We start from the raw sequence: 24,198 nt of genomic DNA on the forward strand, positions 1-24,198 counted from the left end.
TGATGGCGTGTCCGGCTGTCAGAAACATATCCATCCCGGCGGACAAGATTTGCGACATCCAAGCTTCCGTTGAACGCCTCGGAATTGCTGACTGCTCACGCCAACCTTTCTGGCAGATGAAGGGTTCCCGCACCAGACAGGTTGTCGGGGCAATTCGAGCGCATCGTGCGGTGAGCCGTCGCAGACTGCGCCACACGGCTGTGCCATTGCGGACATTCAAACCGAGGCGCTTTCTCTCCACCCATTGCCCTGCCCCGCAAAAGAACATATAGCGAACATCGAGGAGATTCGTCATGCAGATGCCCAATTATCTCGAGCTCGCGACCGACGACATGGCCGCGACAAAATCCTTCTACACCGCGGCTTTCGGCGTCGAATTCACCGATTACGGACCCGAATATGCGGGCGCCAACACGGACGCATTCGAGATCGGTCTCGCCTGTTTCGGCGAGACGCCGCCGCCCCTGCCCGGTTTCCAGACCGACGATATCGCCGCCGCCGAGCAGGCGGTGCGCGAGGCGGGCGGCACGATCGTCAAGAAAAGCTATGAATTTCCCGGCGGACGGCGCTTCCATTTCCGCGATCCGGGCGGCAACGAGCTGCTCGTCTACCAATATGAAGGGACCGAATAAGCGCACCGTTCAGCCCGGGCTCATTTCGTTTCGGCTAGCAACCGGCTATATCCGATCCTGTTACGGGAGAGTTTTCGATGCGCGCATGGCCCCTTCTCGCTCCGCTGGCACTGGCGTTCGCCACGCCGGCCCTCGCTCAAAATGCCGATGACGATATCTGGGACAACGATCCCTATGCGCATCAGGACGAGGCGGTGATCGCCGTCGACCGGATCATGGACACGCTGCTCGACCTCCCCGTCGGCCGGCTCGCAAGCGCGATGCCCGATGTCGAGGTCGAAGGCGATGTGCGCCCGGACGATACGCTGCGCGACATGATGGTGCGCGACAATCCCGGCGCCGAGGAGGATCTGCGCGGCAAGGCGCGCATGGCAACCGCGATGATCGGTACGATGCTCAGCGAGATCGAAACGATGCTTCCTGAACTCGAGCGCTGGGGCGAGAGCCTCGGCCGCTCGCTGCCGGAATAGCTGTCGCCGACCAGGGGCGCTGGAACGCTGCCTTCATTCGGCCTATCGTGACGCTATGAACGCGCGCGCCTCCGCCATCGAAGCCGCCAAGACCGCAACGCGCGATGTCTACGAGCGGCAGGCGCGGACATGGGATCGGCAACGTCCCCGCTCGCTGTACGAAAAACCATGGCTCGATCGGTTTGCCGCCCGGATTCCGCCGGGCGGCCGTTTGCTCGATCTGGGATGCGGAGCCGGCGATCCCGTGGGCACCTATTTCATCGGGAAAGGCTTCGCACTTGTCGGCGTCGACTATTCGGAAACCATGATCGCACTTGCCCGGGAGCGACACTCCGGGGCCGAGTGGCACGTCCAGGATATGAGAATGCTCGACGCGAGCGGCCCGTTCGACGGAATTTGCAGCTGGGACGGGTTCTTCCACCTTTCGGTCGAGGAACAGCGCGCCGCGCTTCCCGATCTGGCGAACCGGATCGGCGATGGCGGCGCCATGCTTCTCACGGTGGGTCCCGGGGAAGGCGAGGTGACGGGCACGGTAGGCGGCGAGACCGTGTATCACGCCAGCCTGTCCGAAATCGAATATCGGGATATCCTGCGAAAAAGCGGATTTCGCAAAATCGCCTTCGTCGCCGAAGACGCCGAATGCGGGGGCCGGTCGGTGCTTATGGCTTGGGGCAAGCAAACCGTCTGAAAAAGATGCCGGACGAGGCGCCGGGCCGGTGATCGGCAAAGCCGAATAACCGCTGGACGGATTCGGCCACCGCGCTACAACCGCGCCTCATGTGGGAACTCTACCAATTTCCGCTCTGTCCGTTCAGTCGCAAGGTCCGCCTGCTGCTCGGCGAAAAGGGCATCGGCTACGATCTGGTGCGGGAATCGCCCTGGGAGCGGCGCGACGAGTTTCTCGACATCAACCCGGCAGGCAAGACGCCGGTGATGATCGACAAGGAGAAGGGCGGCACGCTGATCGACAGCCGGGCGATCTGCGAATATTTCGAAGAGACGGTCGATGCCGCGCGGATGATCACCGGGCCGGCCGACAGCCGCGCCGAGATCCGCCGGCTCGTCGCCTGGTTCGACGAGAATTTCTATGTCGATGTCGTCGCCCCGCTGATGCACGAACGCATGTTCAAGCGGCTCGTCCATCGCGAGGCGCCCGACGGCACGGTGCTGCGCGAGGCGATGAAGGCCGCCGACTCCCATCTCGACTATATCGACTATCTGCTCGACCATCGCCGCTGGGTCGGCGGTTCCACCCTCAGCCTCGCGGACCTTGCGGGCGCGGCGCAAATCTCGGTCGCCGACTATCTGGGCGGTTTCAACTGGTCGAGCCACAAACAGGCCAAGGCCTGGTATGCGGGCCTCAAGTCGCGCCCGAGCTTCCGCCCGCTGCTGAGCGAGCGCATGGAAGTTATCTCTCCCCCGGCGCATTACGACAAAGTCGATTTCTGACGCGCCGCGGAAGGTGAAAGCCTTCCGAAGCGTCAACCCCAGCGCAGGCGGGGGTCCGTTGCCGACAATCCCGCCCACCTATGCCGCCAGTCACAGCCGGCTGCTTCCGCCCGGTCCATGATCCTTCCCGGTCGCCAGTTGTTTGAACCCATCAATCAAGGAGACCGTCATGATCGAGAAAAAGAAGTCGGGCGACACGCCCACCAAGACCATCAAGGACAGCGAGGCCTGTAACGGCACCGTCGAGCGCAGCGCCACCGCCCACAGCCCGACGCGGGAGGGCGCGGAAAATGACGCGCTCGCCGCGGCACAGGCCGCCGCCGCGCGCGCCTGCCGGGCCAAGAAGTGTTCCGGCAGCGACAATTGCGCCTATGTCGAGGAGAAAAGTTCGGGAAGCAGCGAGCCGCTCAATCCGGCGGTCGGCCAGAACCGCTTCTCCGCGACGATGACGACCAGCGGCAAATGCCAGTGCGAATAGCGCAAACGGTGCGCCCGGTGCCGAGCGGCTGAATGCGGCCGTCAGCGCCGGGCCGTCACCAGATAGTTGAGCGCCGTCCGCTCGGAAATCTCGAAGCCGCGCGCGGGCGAAAAGCTCAGGCCCGAGACATCGGAGACCGACAGCCCCGCATCTTCGAGCAGGCCGGTCAGTTCCTCGGGCATCAGGAATTTGTCCCAGTCATGCGTGCCCTTGGGGATCAGGCCCGCGCCCTCGCCGACCGTGATCATCGCCACCTTCGACAGGCCCGTGCGGTTGGGAGTCGACATGATCAGCAAACCGCCCGGCGCCAGCGCATCGGCCAACCCCTGGGCGAACGAGGCCGGATCGGCGACATGCTCGATCACTTCCATGCAGGTGACGAGATCGTAGGCGCCGTCGGCCGCCTCGATCCCGCCGGCGCGATAATCGATCGCCAGTCCCGATTGCGCCGCATGCGCCCGGGCCGCCTCGACATTCTCGACCGCCGCATCGATACCCGTCACATCCGCGCCCAGCCGCGCCAGCGGTTCGGCGAGCAGCCCCGCCCCGCAACCGATATCAAGCGCACGTTTGCCGACGAGCGGGCGCCGGTCATGCTCGTCGCAATCCCAGTGATGGTCGATCGCATCACGGATATAGCGCAGCCGCGGCGAATTGAGCCGGTGCAGCATGGCGGACGAACCCTTGGGGTCCCACCATTCGGCCGCCAGCTTGCCGAAATGCGCGGCCTCCTTCGGATCGACCGAGCCGGAAGACGGAGCGGGAGGCGGTGATGCTGCACTTGCGTTCATAACCCGCCCTGCCTAACAGGATCGCCCGCCCTGTTCCATGGGGCAAAGCGCATTTTTTCGGGGGTTTCCGGGAGATCAATGGCCCGCATCGTGATGAAATTCGGCGGCACGTCCATGGCCGGGATCGAGCGGATCCGGGCGGTGGCCGAGCGCGTGAAGAGCGAGGTCGACAAGGGCAACGACGTCGCGGTGATCGTCTCGGCGATGGCGGGCGAGACCGACCGGCTGATCCAGTTCTGCCGCGAAGCCAGTTCGCTTTACGATCCGCGCGAATATGACGTCGTCGTCGCGTCGGGCGAACAGGTGTCGTCGGGCCTGCTCGCGATCATGCTCCAGTCGATGGATGTCGAGGCGCGCAGCTGGATGGGCTGGCAGCTGCCGATCCGCACGTCCGAAGCCCATGCCTCGGCGCGGATCGATAATATCGACGCGGATATCGTCTGCAAGGCGATCGAGGGCGGCAAGGTCGCGGTGATCCCCGGTTTCCAGGGCATGACCGAGGAAGGCCGCGTCGCGACCCTGGGCCGCGGCGGCTCCGACACGTCCGCGGTCGCCATCGCCGCCGCGATGAAGGCGGACCGCTGCGACATCTACACCGATGTCGACGGCGTCTACACGACCGATCCGCGCATCGTGCCCAAGGCGCGCAAGCTCGCCAAGGTGACGTACGAGGAGATGCTCGAGCTGGCGAGCGTGGGCGCGAAGGTACTCCAGACCCGCTCGGTCGGGCTGGCGATGAAGCATCAGGTCCCGCTGCAGGTGCTTTCGTCTTTCGACGACAAGCCCGGCACGATGATCGTCGACGAACAGGAAATCGAGGACAGCGACATGGAAAAGCAGCTGATTACCGGCATCGCCTATGACAAGAACGAGGCGAAGGTGACGCTCAAATCGGTGGCGGACAAGCCCGGCTCGGTCGCCGCGATCTTCGCGCCGCTCGCCGAGGCGAACATCAATGTCGACATGATCGTGCAGAATTTCGCGCGCGAGACCGGCAATACCGACGTGACCTTCACCGTCCCGTCCGCCGACCTCGCCCGTTCGCTCGACGTGCTCGAAAAGGCCAAGGACGAAATCGGCTATCGCGAGATCGCGCACGACACCAATGTCTGCAAGGTCTCGGTCGTCGGCGTCGGCATGCGCAGCCATGCGGGTATCGCCTCGACCATGTTCCAGACCCTGGCCGACCGCAAGATCAATATCATGGCGATCACCACCAGCGAGATCAAAGTCAGCGTGCTGATCGAGGAGGATTATACCGAGCTCGCGGTGCGCGTGCTGCACACGGCTTACGGGCTGGATGCCGAGGATGATGCGGCGTGAGCGGTTTTTCGTCAGACTCGACCTGTCGGTCGAGCGCCGCACCGGCCCGCTCCCCCTCCCGGCCTCCCAATAAGTTTACCCTAGGGGAGGCCGGGAGGGGGAGCGGGCCGGTGCGGCGATTTACCGAGAGGGAAATTCTGACAAATCAATCTCCCGATGCCGCGCTCGACCGACAGGTCGAGTCTGACCAAGGAAAAACCCCATGACCACCGAGAACGACATCAAGCGGATGATGCGCCGGGGCTGCGAGTTTCTCGGCACCGAATATGCGATTCTCGGCGGCGCGATGAGCTGGATCTCGGAGCGCAACCTCGTCTCCGCCATCTCGAACGCCGGCGGGTTCGGCGTCATCGCCTGCGGGGCGATGGAGCCGCATATGCTCGACGCGGAAATCGCCGAGACGAAAAAGCGCACCGACAAGCCGTTCGGCGTCAACCTCATCACCATGCACCCCCAGCTCGAAGAACTGATCGCAGTCTGCGCGAAGCATGAGATCAGCCATGTCGTGCTGGCGGGCGGCCTGCCGCCGGGCTGGGCGATCCCCAAGATCAAGGAATTCGGTGCGAAACTCATCTGCTTCGCCCCGGCGCTCGCGCTCGCGAAGAAGCTGCACCGTTCGGGCGTCGACGCGCTGGTGATCGAGGGGATGGAAGCAGGCGGCCATATCGGACCGGTCAGCACCTCCGTCCTCGCTCAGGAAATCCTGCCCGAGCTGCGCGACGAGCTGCCGATCTTCATCGCCGGCGGCATCGGCCGCGGCCATGCGATCGCCGCCTGGCTCGAGGTCGGCGCGGTCGGCGTCCAGCTCGGCACCCGCTTCGTCTGCGCCACCGAATGCATCGCGCACGAGAATTTCAAAAAGGCGTTCATGCGCGCCCCGGCCCGCGACGCGATCGTCAGCACCCAGATCGACGATCGCCTCCCGGTGATCCCGGTCCGCGCGCTCAAGAACAAGGGCACGCAGGAATTCAACAAGAAGCAGATCGAGGTCGCCAAGCGACTCGACGCCGGCGAGATCGAAATGGGCGAGGCGCAGCTCCAGATCGAACATTTCTGGGCCGGCGCCCTGCGCCGCGCGGTGATCGACGGCGATGTCGAGAACGGCTCGCTGATGGCTGGTCAGTCGGTCGGGATGGTGAAGGCTGAAGAGCCGGTCGCCGACATCATCGCCAGCCTGATGGACGAGGCGGTCAAGGCGCTGGAGAAGAACCGGGGTTAGGTGTATGCCAATCAAGGCATCTTGGCGACGCGTCCGCATCGGCCTCTAGGTCTTCTGGCCTAAGAATGGCTGCTTTCGTTTACCTCGAATTTGATCCCAAAATCTGAGCCAATCCGACCCACCACTGCCCGTCTCAGCAGACGCAAAAGCTCGACTAGTTTGTCCAATTCGGCGAAGATTGGTGCAACTAGCGGTGGAGCTCCCCCGCGAGATGTTCCATGCGCACAACGAGTTCGCAGTTCGGGCAAGGCGTTTTTGAGAGGACGCTCCGATATTTCGATCTTTGCAAACTCTAGTTCATATTTTTCGAGGTACTTTTGTCGGTCGACTGGGTCCGGTAGCAATACTTCTAACGCTCTTATCAGAGATAAGACTTTGTAGTGGACAGGGATCGCTGGAACTTGAGCTTCCATCAACAATGCGAGGATCTGCATTTTTGCCGGGTCCATCGTCCCAGCAAAAATTGAGGCTATGTTGTCAAAATCGATGACTCGATCTGAAGGCGCCATTACTCGAATGTCTGCCGGGTAATGTGGTATGTGTGAGTCAGTCTCGTTTGCTAAGCTAATCAGACCGTCCCCGAGCCGAATTGCATTGGCTTCGGTATCATACGCCAAGCGCAAAGTAGTGAGCATATGGTTGGTGATCATTCGAACCCATTTTGAACGATCACCGGTTGACATGCTTGACGGAGTAGACACGGCGATCGCATCGATCGTGTGCTTTCGACCGAGCAGTGAAACCACCACCTCAATCCCGGAATTTGTCCGAAAAGGAATTCGCTTTTGACAGCTAACGTTTTTCAACTCTTCGCCGGTCACGGGTGGTGATAGGGGCAAGAAATGGTGAGAGTACTGAGCCATGGCAATGCACGTTAATGCGCCTAAAACGGATTCAGCGTAAACCCGTCCTGTTGCAGCAGCGCATGCGCGGTCATCGCCGACCGCGCCATATCGACGCCCGGTACCAAATCTTCGACATCGATCTCGTAATAGGCGGCGGTCTGTCCGCACAGGATGAACTGGACGTTGTTCGCGAGCAGCGCCTCGATCGCCGCGGCATTCGCGTTCTCCGCCCCGTCCTGCCGGGCGGCGTAGAATTCGGCGCGCGTCAGATCGAGCGATGCCTGGCCGTGGACGACGACCGCGACGCGGATATTTTCGCGCGGCACTCCGGCCGCGACATGCATGTTGATGAAGCGCGCGGCGCTGTTGAGCGTGCGGTTGATCTCGCCCGGTTCGGCCCGTGTCGCGGTATCGAAAGCGACCGCGAACTGCGCATCAACCGGGATGGCCATGGTCGTCTCGACATCGGCGATCTGGCCGAACTCGGTAAAGACCGGGCCGGCATGGAAAGCTTCGGATTGCGCGGCGAGCGGCGTTGCGGCGAGGGTGAAGGCAGTCAGGGCCGTGGCGAGTTTGAGCATGGGGGCGTCCTTTCGGAGGGGATTTTTCGTGCTGTCTATCGCCGGCACCATCCGCATGCCAGCCGGACACCGTAAAAAACGCGCCGTCATTGCGAGGAGCGAAGCGACGCGGCAATCCAGAGCGTCTCGCGCTCGGCCCTGGATTGCTTCGCTACGCTCGCAATGACGGCGGTGGTCGAAAAGGCATAATAGGCGATCCCATTTGCTGTCCTACAAACACCCGGCCATGCTATTATGAAGTCAGCGGCCTTGCCGCCGGCTCTTTGACATCCGCCTCGCTCGTGCAGGCCCCATCGATCCTCTCCCACTGAGCGGTGCGCGCGCCTTCTGCGTGGACGGCCATGTGTGAACTTTGTGAACTTACGGCGACAATGGCGGACGGTTACCCCCGGCCCGTGTCAACCAGTGTCAACCGGGGCGGGCTTCAGGAGATTTCCTTGGCCAGCAGGATCATCTTGCGCCGGTCCGCGTAAACGGCCTTGTCGAAGGTCCGCGTGCCGAGCTCCATAAAGCCCCAGCGCAGATAGGCGCCATAGGCCCAGTCCGCGCTGTCCATCACGTCGAGCCAGACATGGTTATGGCCATGCTCGCGCGCATCGGCCTCGACCGCGTCGTACAGCCGCTTGCCGAGCCCGCCGCCGCGCACATTGGGCAGCAGGTACATGCGCCGGAGCTCGACGCCGCTCTCGCTCCCGGTCTCCGGGTTCTCCGAGCCGCGAACCGCCATCGCGAACCCCGCGGCGACGCCGTCGCTCTCGGCGAGCCAGAAGGCGGTATTCGCGTCCTCCATCGCCGAGCGGACCGCCGCTTCGCCATAGGTTTCGAGGTGCCGCATCAGCGGCGCCGGTTCGGGCCACAGATAGCCGTAAGCGGCGGCATAGGAGGCCGGCCCCACTATGCCGAGTTGCGCCGCGTCGTCGCGATTGGCCGGCCGGATCGTATAGTCTGTCATCGCGTCGTCCCTGTCAGGCGCCATTCTATAGCGCAGATCGATGGCGACCGCGAATTTCGCGGATTGCGAGCCGATTTCAAGTCAAAGCCTTTCTTTCGCGCCGCTTAGCGTTTCCGCATTGGCGCGGGCCGCATCGCTCTGCTAACCGGTCGCGCATGAGTTTCGCCGAAGCCAAGACCGCCTCCCGGGAGATACTGACCGGGCTTCACGACGTGATGGCGTCGCGCAATCATGCGCAGGCCAAGCTCAACCGCGTGGTCGAGATTATCGGCGAGGCGCTGTCGAGCGAGGTCTGCTCGATCTACCTGCTGCGCGAGGGCGTACTCGAACTCTATGCGACGCGCGGGCTGAACCAGGACGCGGTCCATGTCACCAAGCTGGCATTGGGCGAGGGGCTGGTCGGCGTGATCGCCGAGAGCGGGCGGATCCTCAACCTCGACGAGGCGACCGCGCATCCCGATTTCGCCTACAAGCCGGAGACCGGCGAGGAGACCTATCACAGCTTCGCCGGCATCCCGATCATCCATCGCGAGCGCACGGTGGGCGTGCTCGCCGTCCAGCATGCCGATCCGCGCCCCTATGACGATGTCGAGATCGAGGCGCTGCAGACGGTCGCGATGGTACTCGCCGAGCTGATCGCCAATGCCGAACTGATCGACGACAGCGCGGCGGACCCGGAAACCGCGCGCCAGACCGAAGCGATGCGGCTCACCGGGCAGAAGCTCGTCGTCGGGATGGCCGAGGGCGTGGCCGTCTTCCACCAGCCGCGCGTCAATATCGAGCATACGGTGGCCGACGATGTCGAGGCCGAACGCGCCCGCGTCTACCAGGCCTTCGGCAAGATGCGCGAACAGATCGACACGCTCGCCAACCAGGCCGAATTCGGGGCGGGCGGCGAGCATAAGGACGTGCTCGAAACGTACAAGATGTTCGCCTATGACGAGGGTTGGAGCCGCCGGATCAACGCGGCGATCGACAGCGGGTTGACCGCCGAAGCCGCGATCGAGCGCGTCCAGCAGCGCACCCGGGCCCGGATGCACGAGATCGACGATCCGTTGCTGGCCGAGCGGATGCACGATCTGGAGGATCTCGCCAACCGGCTGATCCGGATCGTCGCCGGGCAGCTCGGAACCGCGGCGCAGCTCGGCCTGCGGAACGATTCGATCCTGATCGCGCGCAATCTCGGGCCGGCCGAACTGCTCGAATATGACCGGCGGCGGCTGAAGGGCGTGGTGCTCGAGGAAGGGTCGCTGACCGCCCATGTCACGATCGTCGCGCGCGCCATGGGCATCCCGGTGCTCGGCCGGGTCGCCGATGTCCGGCGGCTGATCCATGAAGGCGACGAACTGCTGCTCGATGTCGAGGAAGGCGCGGTCTTCGTCCGGCCGTCCATGACGATGATCGAGGCGTTCGAGGCGAAGCTCGCCCGGATGCAGCAGAAGCGCGCCGAATTCGCCGCGCTGCGCGAAAGCGCGCCGGAGACCCGATGCGGCCGGCGGCTGAAGGTGATGGTCAATGCCGGGCTGCGCGAGGATGTCGCCGCGCTCAACCTCGCCGGTGCCGACGGGATCGGGCTGTTCCGCACCGAATTCCAGTTCCTCGTCTCGGCCACCCTGCCCCGCCGCGAGGCGCAGCAGAAGCTCTACAAGGACGTGCTCGACGCGACGGGCGACAAGCCGGTGATCTTCCGCACGCTCGATATCGGCGGCGACAAAGCCGTGCCCTATCTGCGCGCCGAAACGACCAAGGAAGAAAATCCGGCCATGGGCTGGCGCGCGCTCCGGCTGTCGCTCGATCGCGAGGGCCTGATGAAGGTGCAGGCGCGGGCGCTGATCGAGGCGGCGGCGGGCAAGACGCTGAACGTGATGTTTCCGATGGTGTCCGAACCCTGGGAGTTCGACGAGGCCCGGGCGCTGTTCGAATCCCAGCGCGTCTGGCTCGAGGACCATCATCACATGCTGCCGCACGAAATCCGCTATGGCTGCATGCTCGAAGTGCCGGCGCTTGCCGAAGCGCTCGACCAGCTGTTGCCGCGCCTCGATTTCCTCTCGATCGGCACGAACGACCTCACCCAATTCCTGTTCGCCGCCGACCGCGCCGACCCGCGCATCGCCGACCGGTACGACTGGCTGAGCCCGGCGATCCTGCGCTTCCTGCGTCGCATCATCCGCCAGACCGGCGAGGCCGGCGTGCCCGCGACGATCTGCGGCGAGATGGGCGGCCGGCCGATAGAGGCGATGGCGCTGATCGGGCTCGGTGTCGAACAGCTGTCGATCACCCCGGCCGCGGTCGGCGCGATCAAGGCGATGATCCGCTCGCTCGATGCCGGCGAACTGCGCGGCAGGATGGACGAATGGCTCGCCGAACCGCCGCCCGATATGCGCCAGACTCTGCTCGACTGGGCAGAGCAACGGTCGGTCGCAATCGCCTGATTTCCCAAGCGCCGTATCGGCGAAGTCCTTGACATAAATGTCAGCAGCTTGCGAAAGCCCGATTGAACGCACCCAGTCTGCGGGCTGCGTCGGCAGGGGACGCCAATGTCGGAAGAGGATGGCGAAGACGCCGCATTGTTCGAGTCCCAGGTGGGGACCAAGCTTCGCGATGCCCGCGAGAGCCAGGGCATATCGCTCGACGACATCGCGAAATCGACCCGTATCCCGCTGCGCCAGCTCCAGAATATCGAAAACAGCGACTATGAAAAACTGCCTGCGCCGACCTACAGTACGGGCTTCGTAAAGGCCTATGCGCTGGCCGTGGGGCTCGACGCGCAGGCGATGGCGAAGGAGTTTCGCGAGGAAATCAATTTCCGCTCGGCGGGCGAGACAGCCGGCGACTATTTCGAGCCGACCGATCCGGCGCGGGTCCCGCCGCGCAGCCTGGCCTGGATCGCCGCCGGAATCGCGATCGCGCTGATCGTCGCCTACGCATTGTGGCGCAGCGGCATGTTCGGCCTCGACAGCGACGACCGCGCTCGGCTCGCAGCGGGAACCGACGCGCCGGCGGCTGCCGAAGACGCCGTGCCGAGCGGCGCACAGCCCGCCGCCCCCGCTGCTCCGCCGGCCGACGGCGCCGTCGTCCTCGAAGCCACGGATACGGTCTGGCTGCGCATCTATGAGCGCGACAGCGGCGACCGGATCTACGAAGCCGAAATGCAGCCGGGCGACCGCTACGAGGTTCCGGCGGACGCGGTGCAACCCGCAATCCGCACGGGCCGCGCCGATGCTCTACGCGTAACCGTGGGCGGACAGGCGGTCGATCCGATCGGGCCGCCCGAGACCGTGATCAGCGATGTCAGCCTGTTGCCGGCGGACCTGGCCCGCCCCCGCCCCGCCGCGGAACCGCCGCCCGCCAACTAACAGCTTGAGCCCGCTTCATATTGGCGTCAGGATCGGCGCGCGATATAGATTGCCGTTCGGGTTTACGGAGGGGAAATCGATATGCGTCCCATGCTTGTCGCCGCGCTGCTGGCCAGCTGCGCCGCTACGCCCGCGCTTTCGCAGGGCGCGGATCTGGACCGGCGGATCGACCGGGTCGAGCGCGAAGTCCGCGCTCTGCAACGCGAGGTTTTTCCCGGCGGAAACTCCGATTTCTTCGAACCCGAAATCCAGGCCGACAGGCAGAGCGGCATGGCCGGAGATCCGGCGTCCTCGCCGATCACCGACCTGACCGACCGGGTCAACGCGCTCGAGCGCCAGCTCGCGACGCTGACCGGCCAGGTCGAAGAAAACAGTTTCGAACTACGGCAGCTACGGTCGATGGTCGAGGCGCTGCAGGCGGCTGCGGCGCCGCCCATCGAACCGGTGGTGCCGGTCGAGGGCGATACGGTGACGGGCGACGCCGACGCGTCCCCGGAAACACCGGCAAACGCCACCGAACCGGACAGCACCGAAGCCGAGACGGCGCCTGCCGAAAGCGAAACCGCCGAACAACCGCTTCCCGACGACCCGGCCGAAGCCTCCTATGTGCGCGGCTACCGGTTATGGCGCGACGGCAGTTACGCCGAAGCGCGGACGCAATTGCGCGAAACGGTGGAAAATTATCCCGGTCACCGGTTCGAAAGCTTTGCCCGCAACCTGCTCGGCCGCGCCTATCTCGACGATGACAAGCCCGCCAATGCAACCGAGATCTTCGTCCGCAACTATCAGGAATTGCCGAACGGCGATCGCGCGGCCGACAGCCTGTTCTTCCTCGGCGTCGCGCTGACCGAGCTCAACTATAACGACCGCGCTTGCCTCGCCTTCGATGAATTGCAGGAGGTCTATGGCGACGGCCTGCGCAGCACGATCAGCGAGCAGGTCCCCGCCGCCCGCGAAGCCGCCGGCTGCAGCTGACGGTTTCGCTTTTGCCATGGGTGCGGCTAAGGATCGCCCCATGCCCGCGCAATCCCTCACCGACCGGTTCAGGGCCGAGACCGAACGGCTGACCGGTGCCGCGCCTGCATCCGACCGGCGGCTCGGGCTCGCGGTCTCGGGCGGCCCCGACAGTCTCGCCCTGCTCGCGCTGGCGGCCGAAGCCTATCCCGGTGCGGTGGCCGCGGCGACGATCGATCACGGGCTCCGTCCCGAAGCGGCGGCGGAAGCCGAGCATGTCGCGGCGATCTGCTGCCGGCTGGACGTTCCGCATGCGATCCTCGCTCCGGAGGAACCGATCGGCGGCAATATCCAGTCGGCGGCCCGCGCGGCGCGCTATGCCCTGCTGGAAAGCTGGCGCGAGGATAAGGGCCTGGGCTGGATCGCGACCGCCCATCATGCCGACGACCAGCTCGAGACTATCCTGATGCGTCTCATGCGCGGCAGCGGGGTCGACGGGCTGTCGGCTATCCGGCCGGTGAACGGCGCCGTGATCCGGCCGCTGCTCGGCATGCGCAAGGCCGAACTCGTCGCCCATGTCGCGAAGCGCGATCTGGAGGCGGTGGCCGATCCCAGCAACGCGGATCTCGCTTTCGATCGCGTCCGGATGCGCGAAGCCCTGCACGATTTTCCCGACTTCGATCCCGACCGGCTCGCCCGCAGCGTCGAGGCCCTGCGCGACGCCGCCGAGGCGCTCCGCTGGACCGCGGCGCGCGAGGCCGAGGGGCACATCGAAAGCCGCGATGGAGCCGTGCGCCTCGACCGGACGGACTATCCCGGAGAGCTTCTCCGCCGGCTCGTTGCGATCTGCCTCGAACGGGTCGATCCCGGGCACCGGACTCGCGGACCGGCGCTCGACGGCGTCATCGACGCACTTTCACAAGGCAATAAAGGAACGATCGGCAAGATTCTCTATTTCACGGAAAGCCCGGAAATCTGGTGTTTTTCAAAGGCTCCACCGCGCAAAACGGGGTGAGACGCCCCGGCCACCCGACGTTCATCTTCCACCGCTAATTGTCTTTTCGGGGCAAAATCCTATCTTGGAACCGAATGAGAGGTTCAAGCGCATGAATGACGAGAAAGATCCCCAAGAGGGCGGCACCAATCCCTGGGTGAAAAGCCTGTTTATCTGGGCGGGCATATTGGTGGCGCTCATCCTGTTCGTCACGATGTTCGACAGCGGCAGCGCGCGTGCCGACGAGGCGCTTCCCTATTCGGAATTCCTCGACCGCGTGGAACAGAATGAAGTCCAGCAGGTCGAGATCAACCAGGGCTTCATCAACGGCACGCTGACCGACCAGTCGACCTTCCGCACCGATCTGCCGCCCGGCGTCGCGATCCCCGTGGAAGCGATGCGGGACGCCAATGTCGAGATCAGCGGCCGGCCCGAGGAACGGGCGGGCATCTGGACCTATGTGCTGCTCAACCTCCTCCCCTTCATCCTGATCTTCGGCATCGCCTTCCTGATCATCCGCCAGATGCAGAAAAATGCGGGTGGCGGCGCGATGGGCTTCGGCAAGTCCAAGGCGAAGATGCTGACCGAGAAGCAGGGCAAGGTGACGTTCGAGGACGTCGCCGGGATCGACGAAGCGCGCGAAGAGCTACAGGAGATCGTCGAATTCCTGAAGGACCCGGGCAAATTCTCACGGCTCGGCGGACAGATTCCGAAGGGCGCGCTGCTCGTCGGCTCGCCGGGTACCGGCAAGACGCTGCTCGCGCGCGCGATCGCGGGCGAGGCGGGCGTGCCTTTCTTCACTATTTCCGGCTCCGATTTCGTCGAGATGTTCGTCGGCGTGGGCGCGTCGCGCGTCCGCGACATGTTCGAACAGGCCAAGAAAAACGCGCCCTGCATCGTTTTCATCGACGAGATCGACGCCGTCGGCCGCCATCGCGGCGCGGGCCTCGGCAACGGCAATGACGAGCGCGAACAGACGTTGAACCAGCTGCTCGTCGAGATGGACGGGTTCGAGGCCAATGAAGGCATCATCATCATCGCCGCGACCAACCGGCCCGACGTGCTGGATCCGGCGCTGCTGCGCCCCGGCCGCTTCGACCGTCAGGTCGTCGTCCCGCGCCCCGATATCGAAGGCCGCGAGAAGATCCTCGACGTCCACATGAAGAAGGTACCGCTGGCGCCGGACGTGGACTCGCGCACGATCGCCCGCGGCACGCCCGGATTCTCGGGCGCCGATCTCGCCAATCTCGTCAACGAGGCGGCGCTGCTCGCCGCGCGCAAGGGCAAGCGTCTCGTCGCGATGGACGAGTTCGAGGAAGCCAAGGACAAGGTCATGATGGGTTCCGAACGGAAATCCATGGTGATGACCGAGGAAGAGAAGAAGTCGACCGCCTATCACGAGGCCGGCCACGCGCTCGTCTCCCTGCATGTCGAGGGCTGCGATCCGCTGCACAAGGTAACGATCATCCCGCGCGGCCGGGCACTCGGCGTGACCTGGAACCTGCCCGATCGCGATCGCTATTCGATGTCGATGCAGCAGATGAAGGCGCGTCTCGCGCTCTGCTTCGGCGGCCGGATCGCCGAGCAGCTGATCTATGGCGAGGATTCGCTCAACACTGGCGCGTCCAACGATATCCAGCAGGCGACCGACATGGCCCGTTCGATGGTCATGGAATATGGCATGAGCGAGAAACTCGGCTGGCTGCGCTATCGCGACAATCAGGACGAGGTGTTTCTCGGCCACAGCGTCGCCCGCAACCAGCAGGTCTCGGAAGAAACTTTCAAGCTCATCGACGCCGAAGTCCGGCGCCTGATCGAGGAAGCCGAAGGCAGGGCGCGGCAGGTACTGACCGATAATATCGACGAGCTACACAAGCTCGCCGGCGCGCTGCTCGAATTCGAGACGCTGAACGGCGAAGAAGCCAAGAAGGCGATCAGGGGCGAGGATATCGGCCGCGACATAGACCGCGACGACAAGGCGAAAGCCGTGCCCGTGGGCGGATCGAGCATTCCGAAGACCAAGCCGCGCAAACGGCCGTTCGGCGATCCCGCGCCCGAAGGCGCCTGACCGGACCGCAATCGCAATACGGGAAAGGCTCGCTTCGGCGGGCCTTTTCTTTGCGCGCTATCCGAGCGCCCCGATCGCGAGCAGCAATATGAAGAAGATCAGCGCCGTGACAAAACAGAACAGGGCGAGGACGCTCGTTCTCAGAAAGGCGCTGATCCGGCCGATCGAATAGGTGCCGCGCAGCTGTTTGTACATGTGAACGAACGGCACGATGAGCGCCGCGATCGCGATCCAGTTCGCCCCGAGTCCGGCAAAACCCAAAACCGTCAGCATAATCGCGAACAGCGACATGAAGGCCAGCGAGTAGGTGACGAAGACCGTGTGGTCGTACATCTTGAAGCGGCGCGTGTAGAAGAACAGCAGCCAGACGAACGGCACCGAGATCGGGATCAGCAACCAGGAGAATTTGTAGAAATTGGCCTGCAATTTGTAGAGCGCCAGGCCCGGATTATCCTCGATCTTCTGGATCCCGTAATCGAGCCGGTCCCAGCCGGTCGTGAAATTGACGCCCTGATCCTCGACCGGGTTGCCGTCCGCGGCGACCCCGCCCGTGATAAAGGCCTCGACGCCCTCCTGGCCGATATCAAGGCCTTCGATACGCGCGTCGACATTGTCGATCCGTTGTCGGAGTGCAGCTGCATCGGCCTGTCGCCCGGGCTGGCTTTCGAGCACAGCCAGCTGGCGATCAAGCTCGGCGCGCTCTTCCCGCGCCGCGGCGGTCTGGCTGTCCAGCTCCCCTTGCGCCGCCTCGGTCGTCACGTCGTCGACGTCGATATTGGAAAGCGACACGCCGTAAATCGTCAGGATCCCGAACATCAGGAAGACCCCGAACAGGAACATGCCGAGCGGCGACACGAATTTCGCCCGCTCCCCGTGGATGTAGCGGCGGGTCAGCTGGCCCGGACGCCAGATCAGCAGCGGCAGGGTTCGCCAGAATTTGCCGTCGAGATGCAGCACGCCATGGATGAGGTCATGGCCGATCGCCGCGATGCTGCGGTGCACATGCGCTTTCTGGCCGCAATAATGGCAATGCGTTCCGATCAGCTCGGTCGCGCAATTGCCACAATGGGTTTCGCCGTCCTCGGCCCGACCCTCGCCATACGCGGGTTCGACCGCCCGCGCCGCGAGGCCACCCGTTACCACCTCTCCTACGCCTTCGATCCCATTATCCATCGCCTCGCTCCCCTGCCCCGCACATAGCCGCGTCGAAGCCGGTTCGTCGATAGCCGTTCACGCCCGGTATCAGGCATGATATGCCGCCTGCGATGAACGAACAGCGCGCCATTCCCGATCCCGAGGCCTTGGTCGCCGATATGGGCGCCCGCGCCCGCGCAGCCGCGAAGATCATGGCCCAGACGCCGACGGATACCAAGGCCGCTGCACTGCGCGAGGCCGCGGCGTCATTGCGCGCGTCGGAACAAGCCATTCTCGACGCCAATGCCACCGATATGGCGCGCGGCGAGGCGGGCGGCCTGAGCGCCGCGTTGCTCGATCGCCTCAAGCTCGACCCGGACCGGATCGCCGGCATCGCGGCCGCGCTCGAGGCAGTGGCCGCGCTCCCCGATCCGGTCGGCGCGATCATCGACAGCAGCACGCCGTCCAACGGGCTGGAGCTCAGCCGGGTGCGCATTCCGCTGGGCGTCATCGGGATCATCTATGAAAGCCGTCCCAATGTAACCGCCGATGCCGGGGCCTTGTGCCTGATGGCGGGCAATGCGGCGATCCTGCGCGGCGGTTCGGAGGCGATCGAATCCAGCCGGGCGATCCATGCGTGCCTTGCCGAGGGATTGCGGCAGGCGGGCCTGCCCGAGGATGCCGTCCAGCTCGTCCCGACGACCGATCGCGCCGCCGTCGGCGCCATGCTCCGCGCCAGCGGATTGATCGACATCATCGTGCCGCGCGGGGGCAAGGGCCTCGTCGCGCGGGTGCAGGACGAAGCCCGCGTGCCCGTCCTCGCCCATCTCGACGGGCTCTGCCACACCTATATCCACGCCGCCGCCGATCCCGCGATGGCGCGCGAGATTGCGGTCAACGCCAAGATGCGGCGGACGGGGATTTGCGGGGCGATGGAAACCCTGCTGATCGATTCGCAATTCGCCGAATCCGCCAAGGTCGTCGCCGCCCTGATCGCGGCGGGCTGCGAAGTGCGCGGCGACGAGGCCGTGCAGGCGCTCGATACGCGCGTCGTGCCGGCTGAGCCGGAGGATTGGGATACCGAATATCTCGAACCCGTCGTGTCGGCGGCAATCGTCGAGGGGATGGACGCGGCGCTCGATCATATCGCGCGCCACGGATCGGGGCATACCGACGCCATCGTCACCGATGACGAAACGGCGGCGGCGCATTTCCTCGCTGCGGTCGACAGCGCGATCGTCATGCACAACGCATCGAGTCAGTTCGCCGATGGCGGCGAGTTCGGCCTCGGCGCGGAGATCGGCATTTCCACAGGCCGCCTGCACGCACGCGGCCCGGTCGCGCTCGAAGGGCTCACCACCTATAAATGGATCGCACGCGGCGAGGGCACGGTCCGGCCGTGAGCGGCAAGACCTGGCTGACAATCGGCGGGTCGCTGTCGGCCATCGCGGCGCTCCTCCACCTCGCGGTGATTGTCGGCGGCCCGGCCTGGTATCGCTTTTTCGGCGCGGGCGAACAGATGGCCGGAATGGCGGAACAGGGCCTCGCCTATCCAGCGCTCATCACCTTCGCGATTGCGGCCATATCGGCGATCTGGGCGGCCTATGCCTTTTCCGGCGCGGGGCTCTTGCCGCGATTGCCTTTGCTGCGCACAGCGCTGGTGATGATCACGGCCATCTACCTGCTGCGCGGCCTGGCCTTCATTCCGGCCATGGCCGCTAGCGGCACACCGATCACACCCTTCGCAGTCTGGAGTTCCCTGATCGTGCTGGTTTACGGGATCGCCTACGCCCTCGGCACGTGGCAGCGTTGGCCGCTTCTCGCGGGTCCGGACGGAGAACCTGCGCCTTGAAGCCCACCGGGCTTCTCGGCGGGTCGTTCAACCCGGCGCATGGGGGGCATCGGGGGATCAGCCTTTTCGCGCTCGACGCGCTCAGCCTCGACGAGATCTGGTGGCTGGTGTCGCCCGGCAATCCGCTGAAGACGGACGCGAAGGACATGGCGCCGCTCGCCGCGCGGCTCGCATCGGCGCGCAAGATGGCGCACGGCGCGCGGATCCGGCCGACCGCCATCGAGCGGGAACTGGGCACGCGTTATACGGTTGAAACGCTGGGAAAACTCATCCGGCGCTATCCCAAGCGGCGGTTCGTCTGGATAATGGGATCGGACAATCTCGCGCAGTTCCACCGCTGGAAAGACTGGCGCCGCATCGCAAGGCATATTGTGATTGCCGTGATCGCGCGTCCGGGGTATGAAGATGAGGCCTTGACCGCTCCGGCCATGGCTTGGCTGCGGCGCTTCGTCCGGCCCGCAAGCCAATCGCGTGATTGGACCGATTGGAGACCGCCAGCGCTCGTGTATTTGCGCTTTCGACCCGATCCCCGCTCCGCCACCCGCTTGCGGCGTGACAATCCGCAATGGCATCTCGCCTTTCCCCCAACAGCTTCGCGTGATCCGGTCACGCGACGGCGCATCCCATAGGAGACATCTTGCCCGCTTCATCAGCTGCGACGCTCCCGAATACCGACGCCCACAGGGCCGAAGATCTTCACCAGCTCATTTTGCAGTCCCTCGATGACGATCAGGCGCAGGAAGTGACCTCGATCCCGCTCGCCGGAAAATCGTCGATCGGCGATTACATGGTCATCGCCAGCGGCCGCTCGACGCGCCATGTCGCATCGATCGCCGAAAAGCTTGCCGAGCGCATGAAGGCCGAGTTCGGCATTCCGACGCGGATCGAAGGCCTGCCCACGGCGGACTGGGTCCTGCTCGACGCCGGCGACGTCATCGTCCACCTGTTCCGCCCCGAAGTCCGCAGCTTCTACAATCTGGAGCGGATGTGGGGTTTCGGCGAACAGGATGAAGCGGCAGGCGATAGCTGAGCCTGAACCTGCACATTATCGCCCGCGGCAAGATCGGCCGCGGCCCGGAAGCCGAGCTTGTCGACCGCTATGTCCAGCGGATCGGCTGGCCCGTCCAGATCACCGAATTGCCGGACAGCGGCGGAAAGGTCCCACCTCTGCCAGCGGCCGCCAAGGTCGTGACACTCGACGAAACGGGCCGCCAGCTGGGCTCGGTCGAATTCGCTCGCCAGATCGGCGACTGGCGGGAACAGGGCATTCGCGAAATCCGCTTCCTGATCGGCGCAGCGGACGGACTGACCGACGCGGAGCGGGCGAGCGCAGACCTGTCGATCGCCTTCGGCAAGGCGACCTGGCCGCATCTCATGGCACGCGCGATGCTCGCCGAACAGCTCTGGCGGGCGAGTTCGATCCTTGCCAACCACCCCTATCATCGCGAAGGATAGGCGCATGATACTGCGCCTCCTCGCCATGATCGCGCTGTTCTCGGCGGTTCTCGCGCCCTTCGCGCTCGCCCAGCCGCGCACCGGCGCGGACGAGGCGGAGGCGCTGGAGGAAGCGCTGCGCCAGCGCGCCATCGCCCAGCAACGCGTCTCGCGGTTCGAGGGACAGGCGCAGAATGCCGAAAACCGCGCCGAGCGGGCCGCCGCCGACCAGGCCGCCGCCGCCGCGCAGGTGCAGGCGGCCGAAGCCGATCTCACGGCCGCGCAGAGCCGCATCCGGCTGATCGAGCGGCTGCGCGCCGAACAGCGGGCCCGGCTCGCCGATCGCCAGGGCGCGATCATCGGGCTGACGGCGGCGCTGCAGACCATGGCGCGCCGCCCGCCCGCGCTCGCGCTCGTCCATCAGGGCAGCATCAGCGATCTCGTCCATATCCGCTCGCTCTTCGCGACGACCCTGCCGATCGTCCGCGAGCGCACGGCCGGGCTGCGCGCCGAGGTCGTGCGCGGCTCCAATCTGCGTCTTCAGGCGGACCGCGCCGTGGCGGTGCTCGAGCAGCGGCAGGAGGATCTGGAAGAGCGCCGCGTCCAGCTCGCCGAACTCGAACAGGGTTCGCGCGCGCAGGCGCGCCAGCTCCAGCGTTCGGCGATGATCGAAAGTGACCGGGTGCTGGCGCTCGGCGAGGACGCCCGCGATATCCGCGGCCTGATGGAGGAACTCGACCGGCAGGCGGCGGTGCGCGCGGATCTGATGGCGCTGCCCGGCCCGCGCCTGCGCCCGGCCCAGCCCGGCGAGGCGCGAGCGCCGACCCAGCAGACTGCTCGCCGCGACACCAGCCGCCGCCCCCCCTACCGCCTCCCCGTCATGGGGGAAGTGGTCGAAGGGCTGGGGGAAGTTTCCGATGCCGGCGTCCGCTCGCGCGGGCTCACGATCGCGACCCAGCCCCGCGCGCAGGTGATCGCGCCGACCGCCGGCCGGGTCAGCTATGCCGGCGATTTTCGCGGCTATGGCCGGATCGTGATCATCGACCATAGCGGCGGCTGGACGACGCTGATCACCGATCTTGCATCGATCAGCGTTCAGGTCGGCGAGGTCGTCCAGCAGGGCGCGCCAATCGGCCGGACCGGCACGGAACGGCCGACGGTTACCGTCGAACTGCGCCGCAGCGGCCAGCCCGTCGATATCTCCTCGCTCGTAAGCCGGGGTTAAGACGCACCAGCCTATCCTTTGCCGAACAGCGGAAAACCGCTATCATGCGGCGATCAGTCTAGAGAGTTAGAGTCATGGCAAGACCTTTTATCAGCGCGATCGGTGCCGTCGGCACATTGGCGCTCATCCCGGCATTCACGGCGACGCTGGCCGCCGTCGATGTCGATACCTATCGCGAACTCGACCAGTTCATGGACGTGTTCGAGCGCGTCCGCGCCGAATATGTCGAGGAAATCAGCGATGAGGCCCTGATGCGCGGGGCGATCGACGGCATGTTGTCGAGCCTAGATCCGCACAGTTCCTTTCTCGACGAAACCGGTTTCGAGCGGCTGACGACGCAGAGCCAGGGCGAATATGGCGGGCTCGGGCTTACCGTGACGCTCGAGGACGGTGCCGTGAAGGTCATCGCGCCGTTCGAGGACACGCCGGCCGATCGCGCCGGTATTCAGGCCGGCGACTATATCACGCATCTGGACGGCGAACTGATATTCGGCGGCACGCTCGACGAAGCGGTCGAAGAGATGCGCGGGGCGCCGGGCACGTCGATCCAGCTGCGCGTCGTCCGTCCGGGCCGGGACGAACCGCTCGAATTCACGGTGACGCGCGAGATCATCGAGTTGCACGCCGTCGAATGGGAGGTGCAGGACCGGGTCGGCATCATCAATATAAACACGTTCAACCGCAACACGGGCGAGGAAGTGCGCGCGGCGATCGCGGCGATCGACCAGTCGCTCGGCGGTCGGCCGACCGGCTATGTCATCGACCTCAGATCGAACCCGGGCGGGCTGCTCGACCAGGCGATCGCGGTGTCCGACGTGTTCCTCGAACGCGGCGAGGTCGTCTCGCAGCGCGGGCGGCGCACCAGCGATATCGAACGCTATTACGCGCGCGCCGGGGACGAGACCAACGGCCTGCCGCTCGTCGTCGTCGTCGACGCGGGCACCGCGTCCGCTTCGGAGATCGTCGCGGGCGCGCTGCAGGATCATCGCCGCGCGCTGGTCATCGGTGAGCGGACGTTCGGCAAGGGATCGGTGCAGACCATCCTGCCGCTGTCGGAAAACACGGCGCTGCGCCTCACCACGGCGCGCTACTATACGCCGGCCGGCAACTCGGTGCAGGAGGGCGGCATCGAGCCCGATCTCGACGTCCCGCAGCTCTCCAACCCCGACTGGCGGGACGCGCCGCGCTTCCGCGAGGCCGATCTGCGCCGTCACCTGATCAACGAAGAGGCGGTCCAGGAGGATGTGATCGAGGACGATGTCCGCGACGATCCGCGCTTCTCGGCGACCGCCGAAGAGCTGGCCGAACAGGGCATCGACGATTTCCAGATGCACTATGCGGTCGAGACGATCGCGCGGCTGGCCCGGGAGGGTCGCCCGACCGCCACTGCGTCGGTGTCCGGACAGTAGAGCGCCACGGGGAAACGGGCATGGCGACCGCTTCGATCGGCCTTGCGCGCCTGTTGGCGCTCGCCGTCCCTGCGGCACTGCTCGCCGGGGCTCTGGGTTCTGAACATATTGGCGGGCTATACCCTTGCGAAATGTGCCATTGGCAGCGCTGGCCGCACTACGCCGCGGTACCGCTGGCCTTGCTGGCCATCATTCTCAGTGACCGCAGCATCGGCAATCTCTTCCTCTGGCTCGCAACCTTGGCGATTTTCACGAGTGGCGCGATCGGCGTCTTCCACGCCGGCGTCGAATATGGCTGGTGGGAAGGCCTGACCAGCTGCGCGACAACGGCTGGCGGCAGCGGGGATTTCCTTGCCGATATCATGGCGACGCCCGTGATATCCTGCGATCAGCCCCAATGGACGTTGTTTGGTGTGTCACTGGCCGGATTTAACGCGATAATTTCGATCGGCGCTGCTATGGTGATCGCATGGCTGATACGCAGACCGACCCGCTAGCCCTTCCCGGCGACCCTCGACCCGATATCGATTCGATGATCCGGGTCGACCAGGCCGGCGAATATGGCGCAACCCGCATCTATGCCGGCCAGCTCGCGATCCTAGGCGACCGGAGCCCGGCCGCCCGTTCGATAGCGCGCATGGCCGAGCAGGAACGCCGCCATTGCGACCGGTTCGACGAGTTGACGATCGAGCGCGGTGTGCGTCCTTCCCTGCTGCAGCCGCTCTGGGACCGCGCCGGCTATGCGCTCGGCGCCGCGACCGCGCTGCTCGGCCCGGAAGCTGCAATGGCCTGCACCGCCGCCATCGAGACGGAAATCGATCTGCACTATGGCGAACAGTTGGAGGAACTGGGCGATACCGATCCGGAGCTCAGCGAAATGATCGCCGAATTTCAGGCCGAAGAGGTCGAGCATCGGGAAACCGCTATCGCCGAAGGTGCGGAACAGGCTCCGGCCTATCCGTTACTATCCGGTGCGATCCGGCTCGGCTGCCGCCTTGCGATCGCAGCCGCCAAGCGGATTTGACCCGTTTC

At 65.1% G+C, this 24,198-nt stretch carries 26 protein-coding genes; 21 read left to right on the plus strand and 5 right to left on the minus strand.

The genetic code is table 11. The features are described from left to right. Positions 1-293: 293 nt before the first annotated feature. The 5 genes from HFP57_RS07885 to HFP57_RS07905 all read left to right on the plus strand — a co-directional run bounded on the left by HFP57_RS07885 (position 294) and on the right by HFP57_RS07905 (position 3,029). A complete protein-coding gene (locus HFP57_RS07885; protein ID WP_176869268.1) occupies positions 294-632 on the plus strand; it encodes a VOC family protein in 339 nt (112 codons plus the stop codon). Positions 633-709: 77 nt separating this feature from the next. Further along, positions 710-1,102 (plus strand): hypothetical protein, encoded by a 393-nt coding sequence (locus HFP57_RS07890; RefSeq protein ID WP_176869269.1) that lies wholly within the window; start codon positions 710-712, stop codon positions 1,100-1,102. 55 nt (positions 1,103-1,157) lie between these two features. Then, entirely contained in the window at positions 1,158-1,790 is a 633-nt protein-coding gene (locus tag HFP57_RS07895; RefSeq protein ID WP_176869270.1) for a class I SAM-dependent DNA methyltransferase, read from the plus strand. An 89-nt stretch (positions 1,791-1,879) separates the two neighbouring features. Then, positions 1,880-2,551, plus strand: coding sequence for a glutathione S-transferase family protein (locus tag HFP57_RS07900; protein ID WP_176869271.1), 672 nt, complete (start codon positions 1,880-1,882; stop codon positions 2,549-2,551). A gap of 169 nt (positions 2,552-2,720) precedes the next feature. Continuing rightward, positions 2,721-3,029 carry a hypothetical protein gene (locus HFP57_RS07905; protein ID WP_176869272.1) on the plus strand — a complete coding sequence of 103 codons (309 nt, stop codon included), beginning with the start codon at positions 2,721-2,723 and terminating at the stop codon, positions 3,027-3,029. Positions 3,030-3,070: 41 nt separating this feature from the next. Here the strand turns inward: HFP57_RS07905 and ubiG are convergent, their stop codons facing one another. Further along, entirely contained in the window at positions 3,071-3,820 is a 750-nt protein-coding gene (ubiG, locus tag HFP57_RS07910) for a bifunctional 2-polyprenyl-6-hydroxyphenol methylase/3-demethylubiquinol 3-O-methyltransferase UbiG (RefSeq protein WP_176869273.1), read from the minus strand. A 78-nt stretch (positions 3,821-3,898) separates the two neighbouring features. Between ubiG and HFP57_RS07915 the strand changes: the two genes are divergently transcribed. Further along, positions 3,899-5,143 (plus strand): aspartate kinase, encoded by a 1,245-nt coding sequence (locus tag HFP57_RS07915; protein ID WP_176869274.1) that lies wholly within the window; start codon positions 3,899-3,901, stop codon positions 5,141-5,143. A gap of 202 nt (positions 5,144-5,345) precedes the next feature. Then, positions 5,346-6,362: an NAD(P)H-dependent flavin oxidoreductase gene (locus tag HFP57_RS07920; protein WP_246263489.1), complete on the plus strand. Its 1,017-nt coding sequence runs from the start codon at positions 5,346-5,348 to the stop codon at positions 6,360-6,362. Between the two features lie 59 nt (positions 6,363-6,421). Here HFP57_RS07920 and HFP57_RS07925 read toward each other — a convergent pair whose 3' ends face one another. The 3 genes from HFP57_RS07925 to HFP57_RS07935 all read right to left on the minus strand — a co-directional run bounded on the left by HFP57_RS07925 (position 6,422) and on the right by HFP57_RS07935 (position 8,740). Continuing rightward, positions 6,422-7,012 carry a hypothetical protein gene (locus tag HFP57_RS07925; protein WP_176869275.1) on the minus strand — a complete coding sequence of 197 codons (591 nt, stop codon included), beginning with the start codon at positions 7,010-7,012 and terminating at the stop codon, positions 6,422-6,424. A 233-nt stretch (positions 7,013-7,245) separates the two neighbouring features. Continuing rightward, positions 7,246-7,788, minus strand: a complete 543-nt coding sequence (locus tag HFP57_RS07930) for a DsrE family protein (protein ID WP_176869276.1) — start codon at positions 7,786-7,788, stop codon at positions 7,246-7,248. 424 nt (positions 7,789-8,212) lie between these two features. Beyond that, complete coding sequence (locus tag HFP57_RS07935) at positions 8,213-8,740, minus strand: GNAT family N-acetyltransferase (protein ID WP_176869277.1); 528 nt, start codon at positions 8,738-8,740, stop codon at positions 8,213-8,215. Between the two features lie 155 nt (positions 8,741-8,895). On the opposite strand from HFP57_RS07935, the gene ptsP reads away from it, so the two are divergent. The 5 genes from ptsP to ftsH all read left to right on the plus strand — a co-directional run bounded on the left by ptsP (position 8,896) and on the right by ftsH (position 16,112). Next, entirely contained in the window at positions 8,896-11,172 is a 2,277-nt protein-coding gene (ptsP, locus tag HFP57_RS07940) for a phosphoenolpyruvate--protein phosphotransferase (protein ID WP_176869278.1), read from the plus strand. A 105-nt stretch (positions 11,173-11,277) separates the two neighbouring features. Further along, positions 11,278-12,096, plus strand: coding sequence for a helix-turn-helix domain-containing protein (locus HFP57_RS07945; protein ID WP_176869279.1), 819 nt, complete (start codon positions 11,278-11,280; stop codon positions 12,094-12,096). Positions 12,097-12,177: 81 nt separating this feature from the next. Beyond that, a complete protein-coding gene (locus HFP57_RS07950; RefSeq protein WP_176869280.1) occupies positions 12,178-13,071 on the plus strand; it encodes a tol-pal system YbgF family protein in 894 nt (297 codons plus the stop codon). Positions 13,072-13,111: 40 nt separating this feature from the next. Further along, positions 13,112-14,065 carry a tRNA lysidine(34) synthetase TilS gene (tilS, locus tag HFP57_RS07955; protein WP_176869281.1) on the plus strand — a complete coding sequence of 318 codons (954 nt, stop codon included), beginning with the start codon at positions 13,112-13,114 and terminating at the stop codon, positions 14,063-14,065. A gap of 91 nt (positions 14,066-14,156) precedes the next feature. Beyond that, positions 14,157-16,112, plus strand: a complete 1,956-nt coding sequence (gene ftsH / locus HFP57_RS07960; protein ID WP_176869282.1) for an ATP-dependent zinc metalloprotease FtsH — start codon at positions 14,157-14,159, stop codon at positions 16,110-16,112. A 57-nt stretch (positions 16,113-16,169) separates the two neighbouring features. On the opposite strand, the gene HFP57_RS07965 is transcribed toward ftsH, so the two are convergent. Next, on the minus strand, positions 16,170-17,285 hold the full coding sequence (locus HFP57_RS07965) for a DUF3667 domain-containing protein (protein WP_176869283.1): 1,116 nt from the start codon (positions 17,283-17,285) through the stop codon (positions 16,170-16,172). Between the two features lie 92 nt (positions 17,286-17,377). Between HFP57_RS07965 and HFP57_RS07970 the strand changes: the two genes are divergently transcribed. The 9 genes from HFP57_RS07970 to HFP57_RS08010 all read left to right on the plus strand — a co-directional run bounded on the left by HFP57_RS07970 (position 17,378) and on the right by HFP57_RS08010 (position 24,190). Next, on the plus strand, positions 17,378-18,649 hold the full coding sequence (locus HFP57_RS07970; RefSeq protein WP_246263491.1) for a glutamate-5-semialdehyde dehydrogenase: 1,272 nt from the start codon (positions 17,378-17,380) through the stop codon (positions 18,647-18,649). Continuing rightward, on the plus strand, positions 18,646-19,098 hold the full coding sequence (locus HFP57_RS07975) for a hypothetical protein (protein ID WP_246263494.1): 453 nt from the start codon (positions 18,646-18,648) through the stop codon (positions 19,096-19,098). Before HFP57_RS07970 ends, HFP57_RS07975 begins: the two co-directional genes overlap by 4 nt. After that, the gene (locus HFP57_RS07980; RefSeq protein WP_176869286.1) at positions 19,095-19,727 is read left to right on the plus strand and encodes a nicotinate-nucleotide adenylyltransferase; all 633 of its coding nucleotides are present in this window, start codon (positions 19,095-19,097) and stop codon (positions 19,725-19,727) included. Before HFP57_RS07975 ends, HFP57_RS07980 begins: the two co-directional genes overlap by 4 nt. Before the next feature lie 8 nt (positions 19,728-19,735). Further along, positions 19,736-20,128 carry a ribosome silencing factor gene (gene rsfS, locus HFP57_RS07985; RefSeq protein ID WP_176869287.1) on the plus strand — a complete coding sequence of 131 codons (393 nt, stop codon included), beginning with the start codon at positions 19,736-19,738 and terminating at the stop codon, positions 20,126-20,128. A 2-nt stretch (positions 20,129-20,130) separates the two neighbouring features. Continuing rightward, complete coding sequence (locus HFP57_RS07990; RefSeq protein WP_176871208.1) at positions 20,131-20,553, plus strand: 23S rRNA (pseudouridine(1915)-N(3))-methyltransferase RlmH; 423 nt, start codon at positions 20,131-20,133, stop codon at positions 20,551-20,553. A 4-nt stretch (positions 20,554-20,557) separates the two neighbouring features. Beyond that, the gene (locus HFP57_RS07995) at positions 20,558-21,757 is read left to right on the plus strand and encodes a murein hydrolase activator EnvC family protein (RefSeq protein ID WP_176869288.1); all 1,200 of its coding nucleotides are present in this window, start codon (positions 20,558-20,560) and stop codon (positions 21,755-21,757) included. Positions 21,758-21,831: 74 nt separating this feature from the next. Further along, positions 21,832-23,166 carry a S41 family peptidase gene (locus tag HFP57_RS08000; RefSeq protein WP_176869289.1) on the plus strand — a complete coding sequence of 445 codons (1,335 nt, stop codon included), beginning with the start codon at positions 21,832-21,834 and terminating at the stop codon, positions 23,164-23,166. A 20-nt stretch (positions 23,167-23,186) separates the two neighbouring features. After that, a complete protein-coding gene (locus HFP57_RS08005) occupies positions 23,187-23,663 on the plus strand; it encodes a disulfide bond formation protein B (RefSeq protein ID WP_176869290.1) in 477 nt (158 codons plus the stop codon). Next, entirely contained in the window at positions 23,636-24,190 is a 555-nt protein-coding gene (locus HFP57_RS08010) for a demethoxyubiquinone hydroxylase family protein (protein ID WP_246263496.1), read from the plus strand. Before HFP57_RS08005 ends, HFP57_RS08010 begins: the two co-directional genes overlap by 28 nt. Positions 24,191-24,198 lie beyond the last annotated feature (8 nt).

The organism is Parasphingopyxis algicola (assembly GCF_013378075.1).
Lineage (GTDB): Bacteria > Pseudomonadota > Alphaproteobacteria > Sphingomonadales > Sphingomonadaceae > Parasphingopyxis > Parasphingopyxis algicola.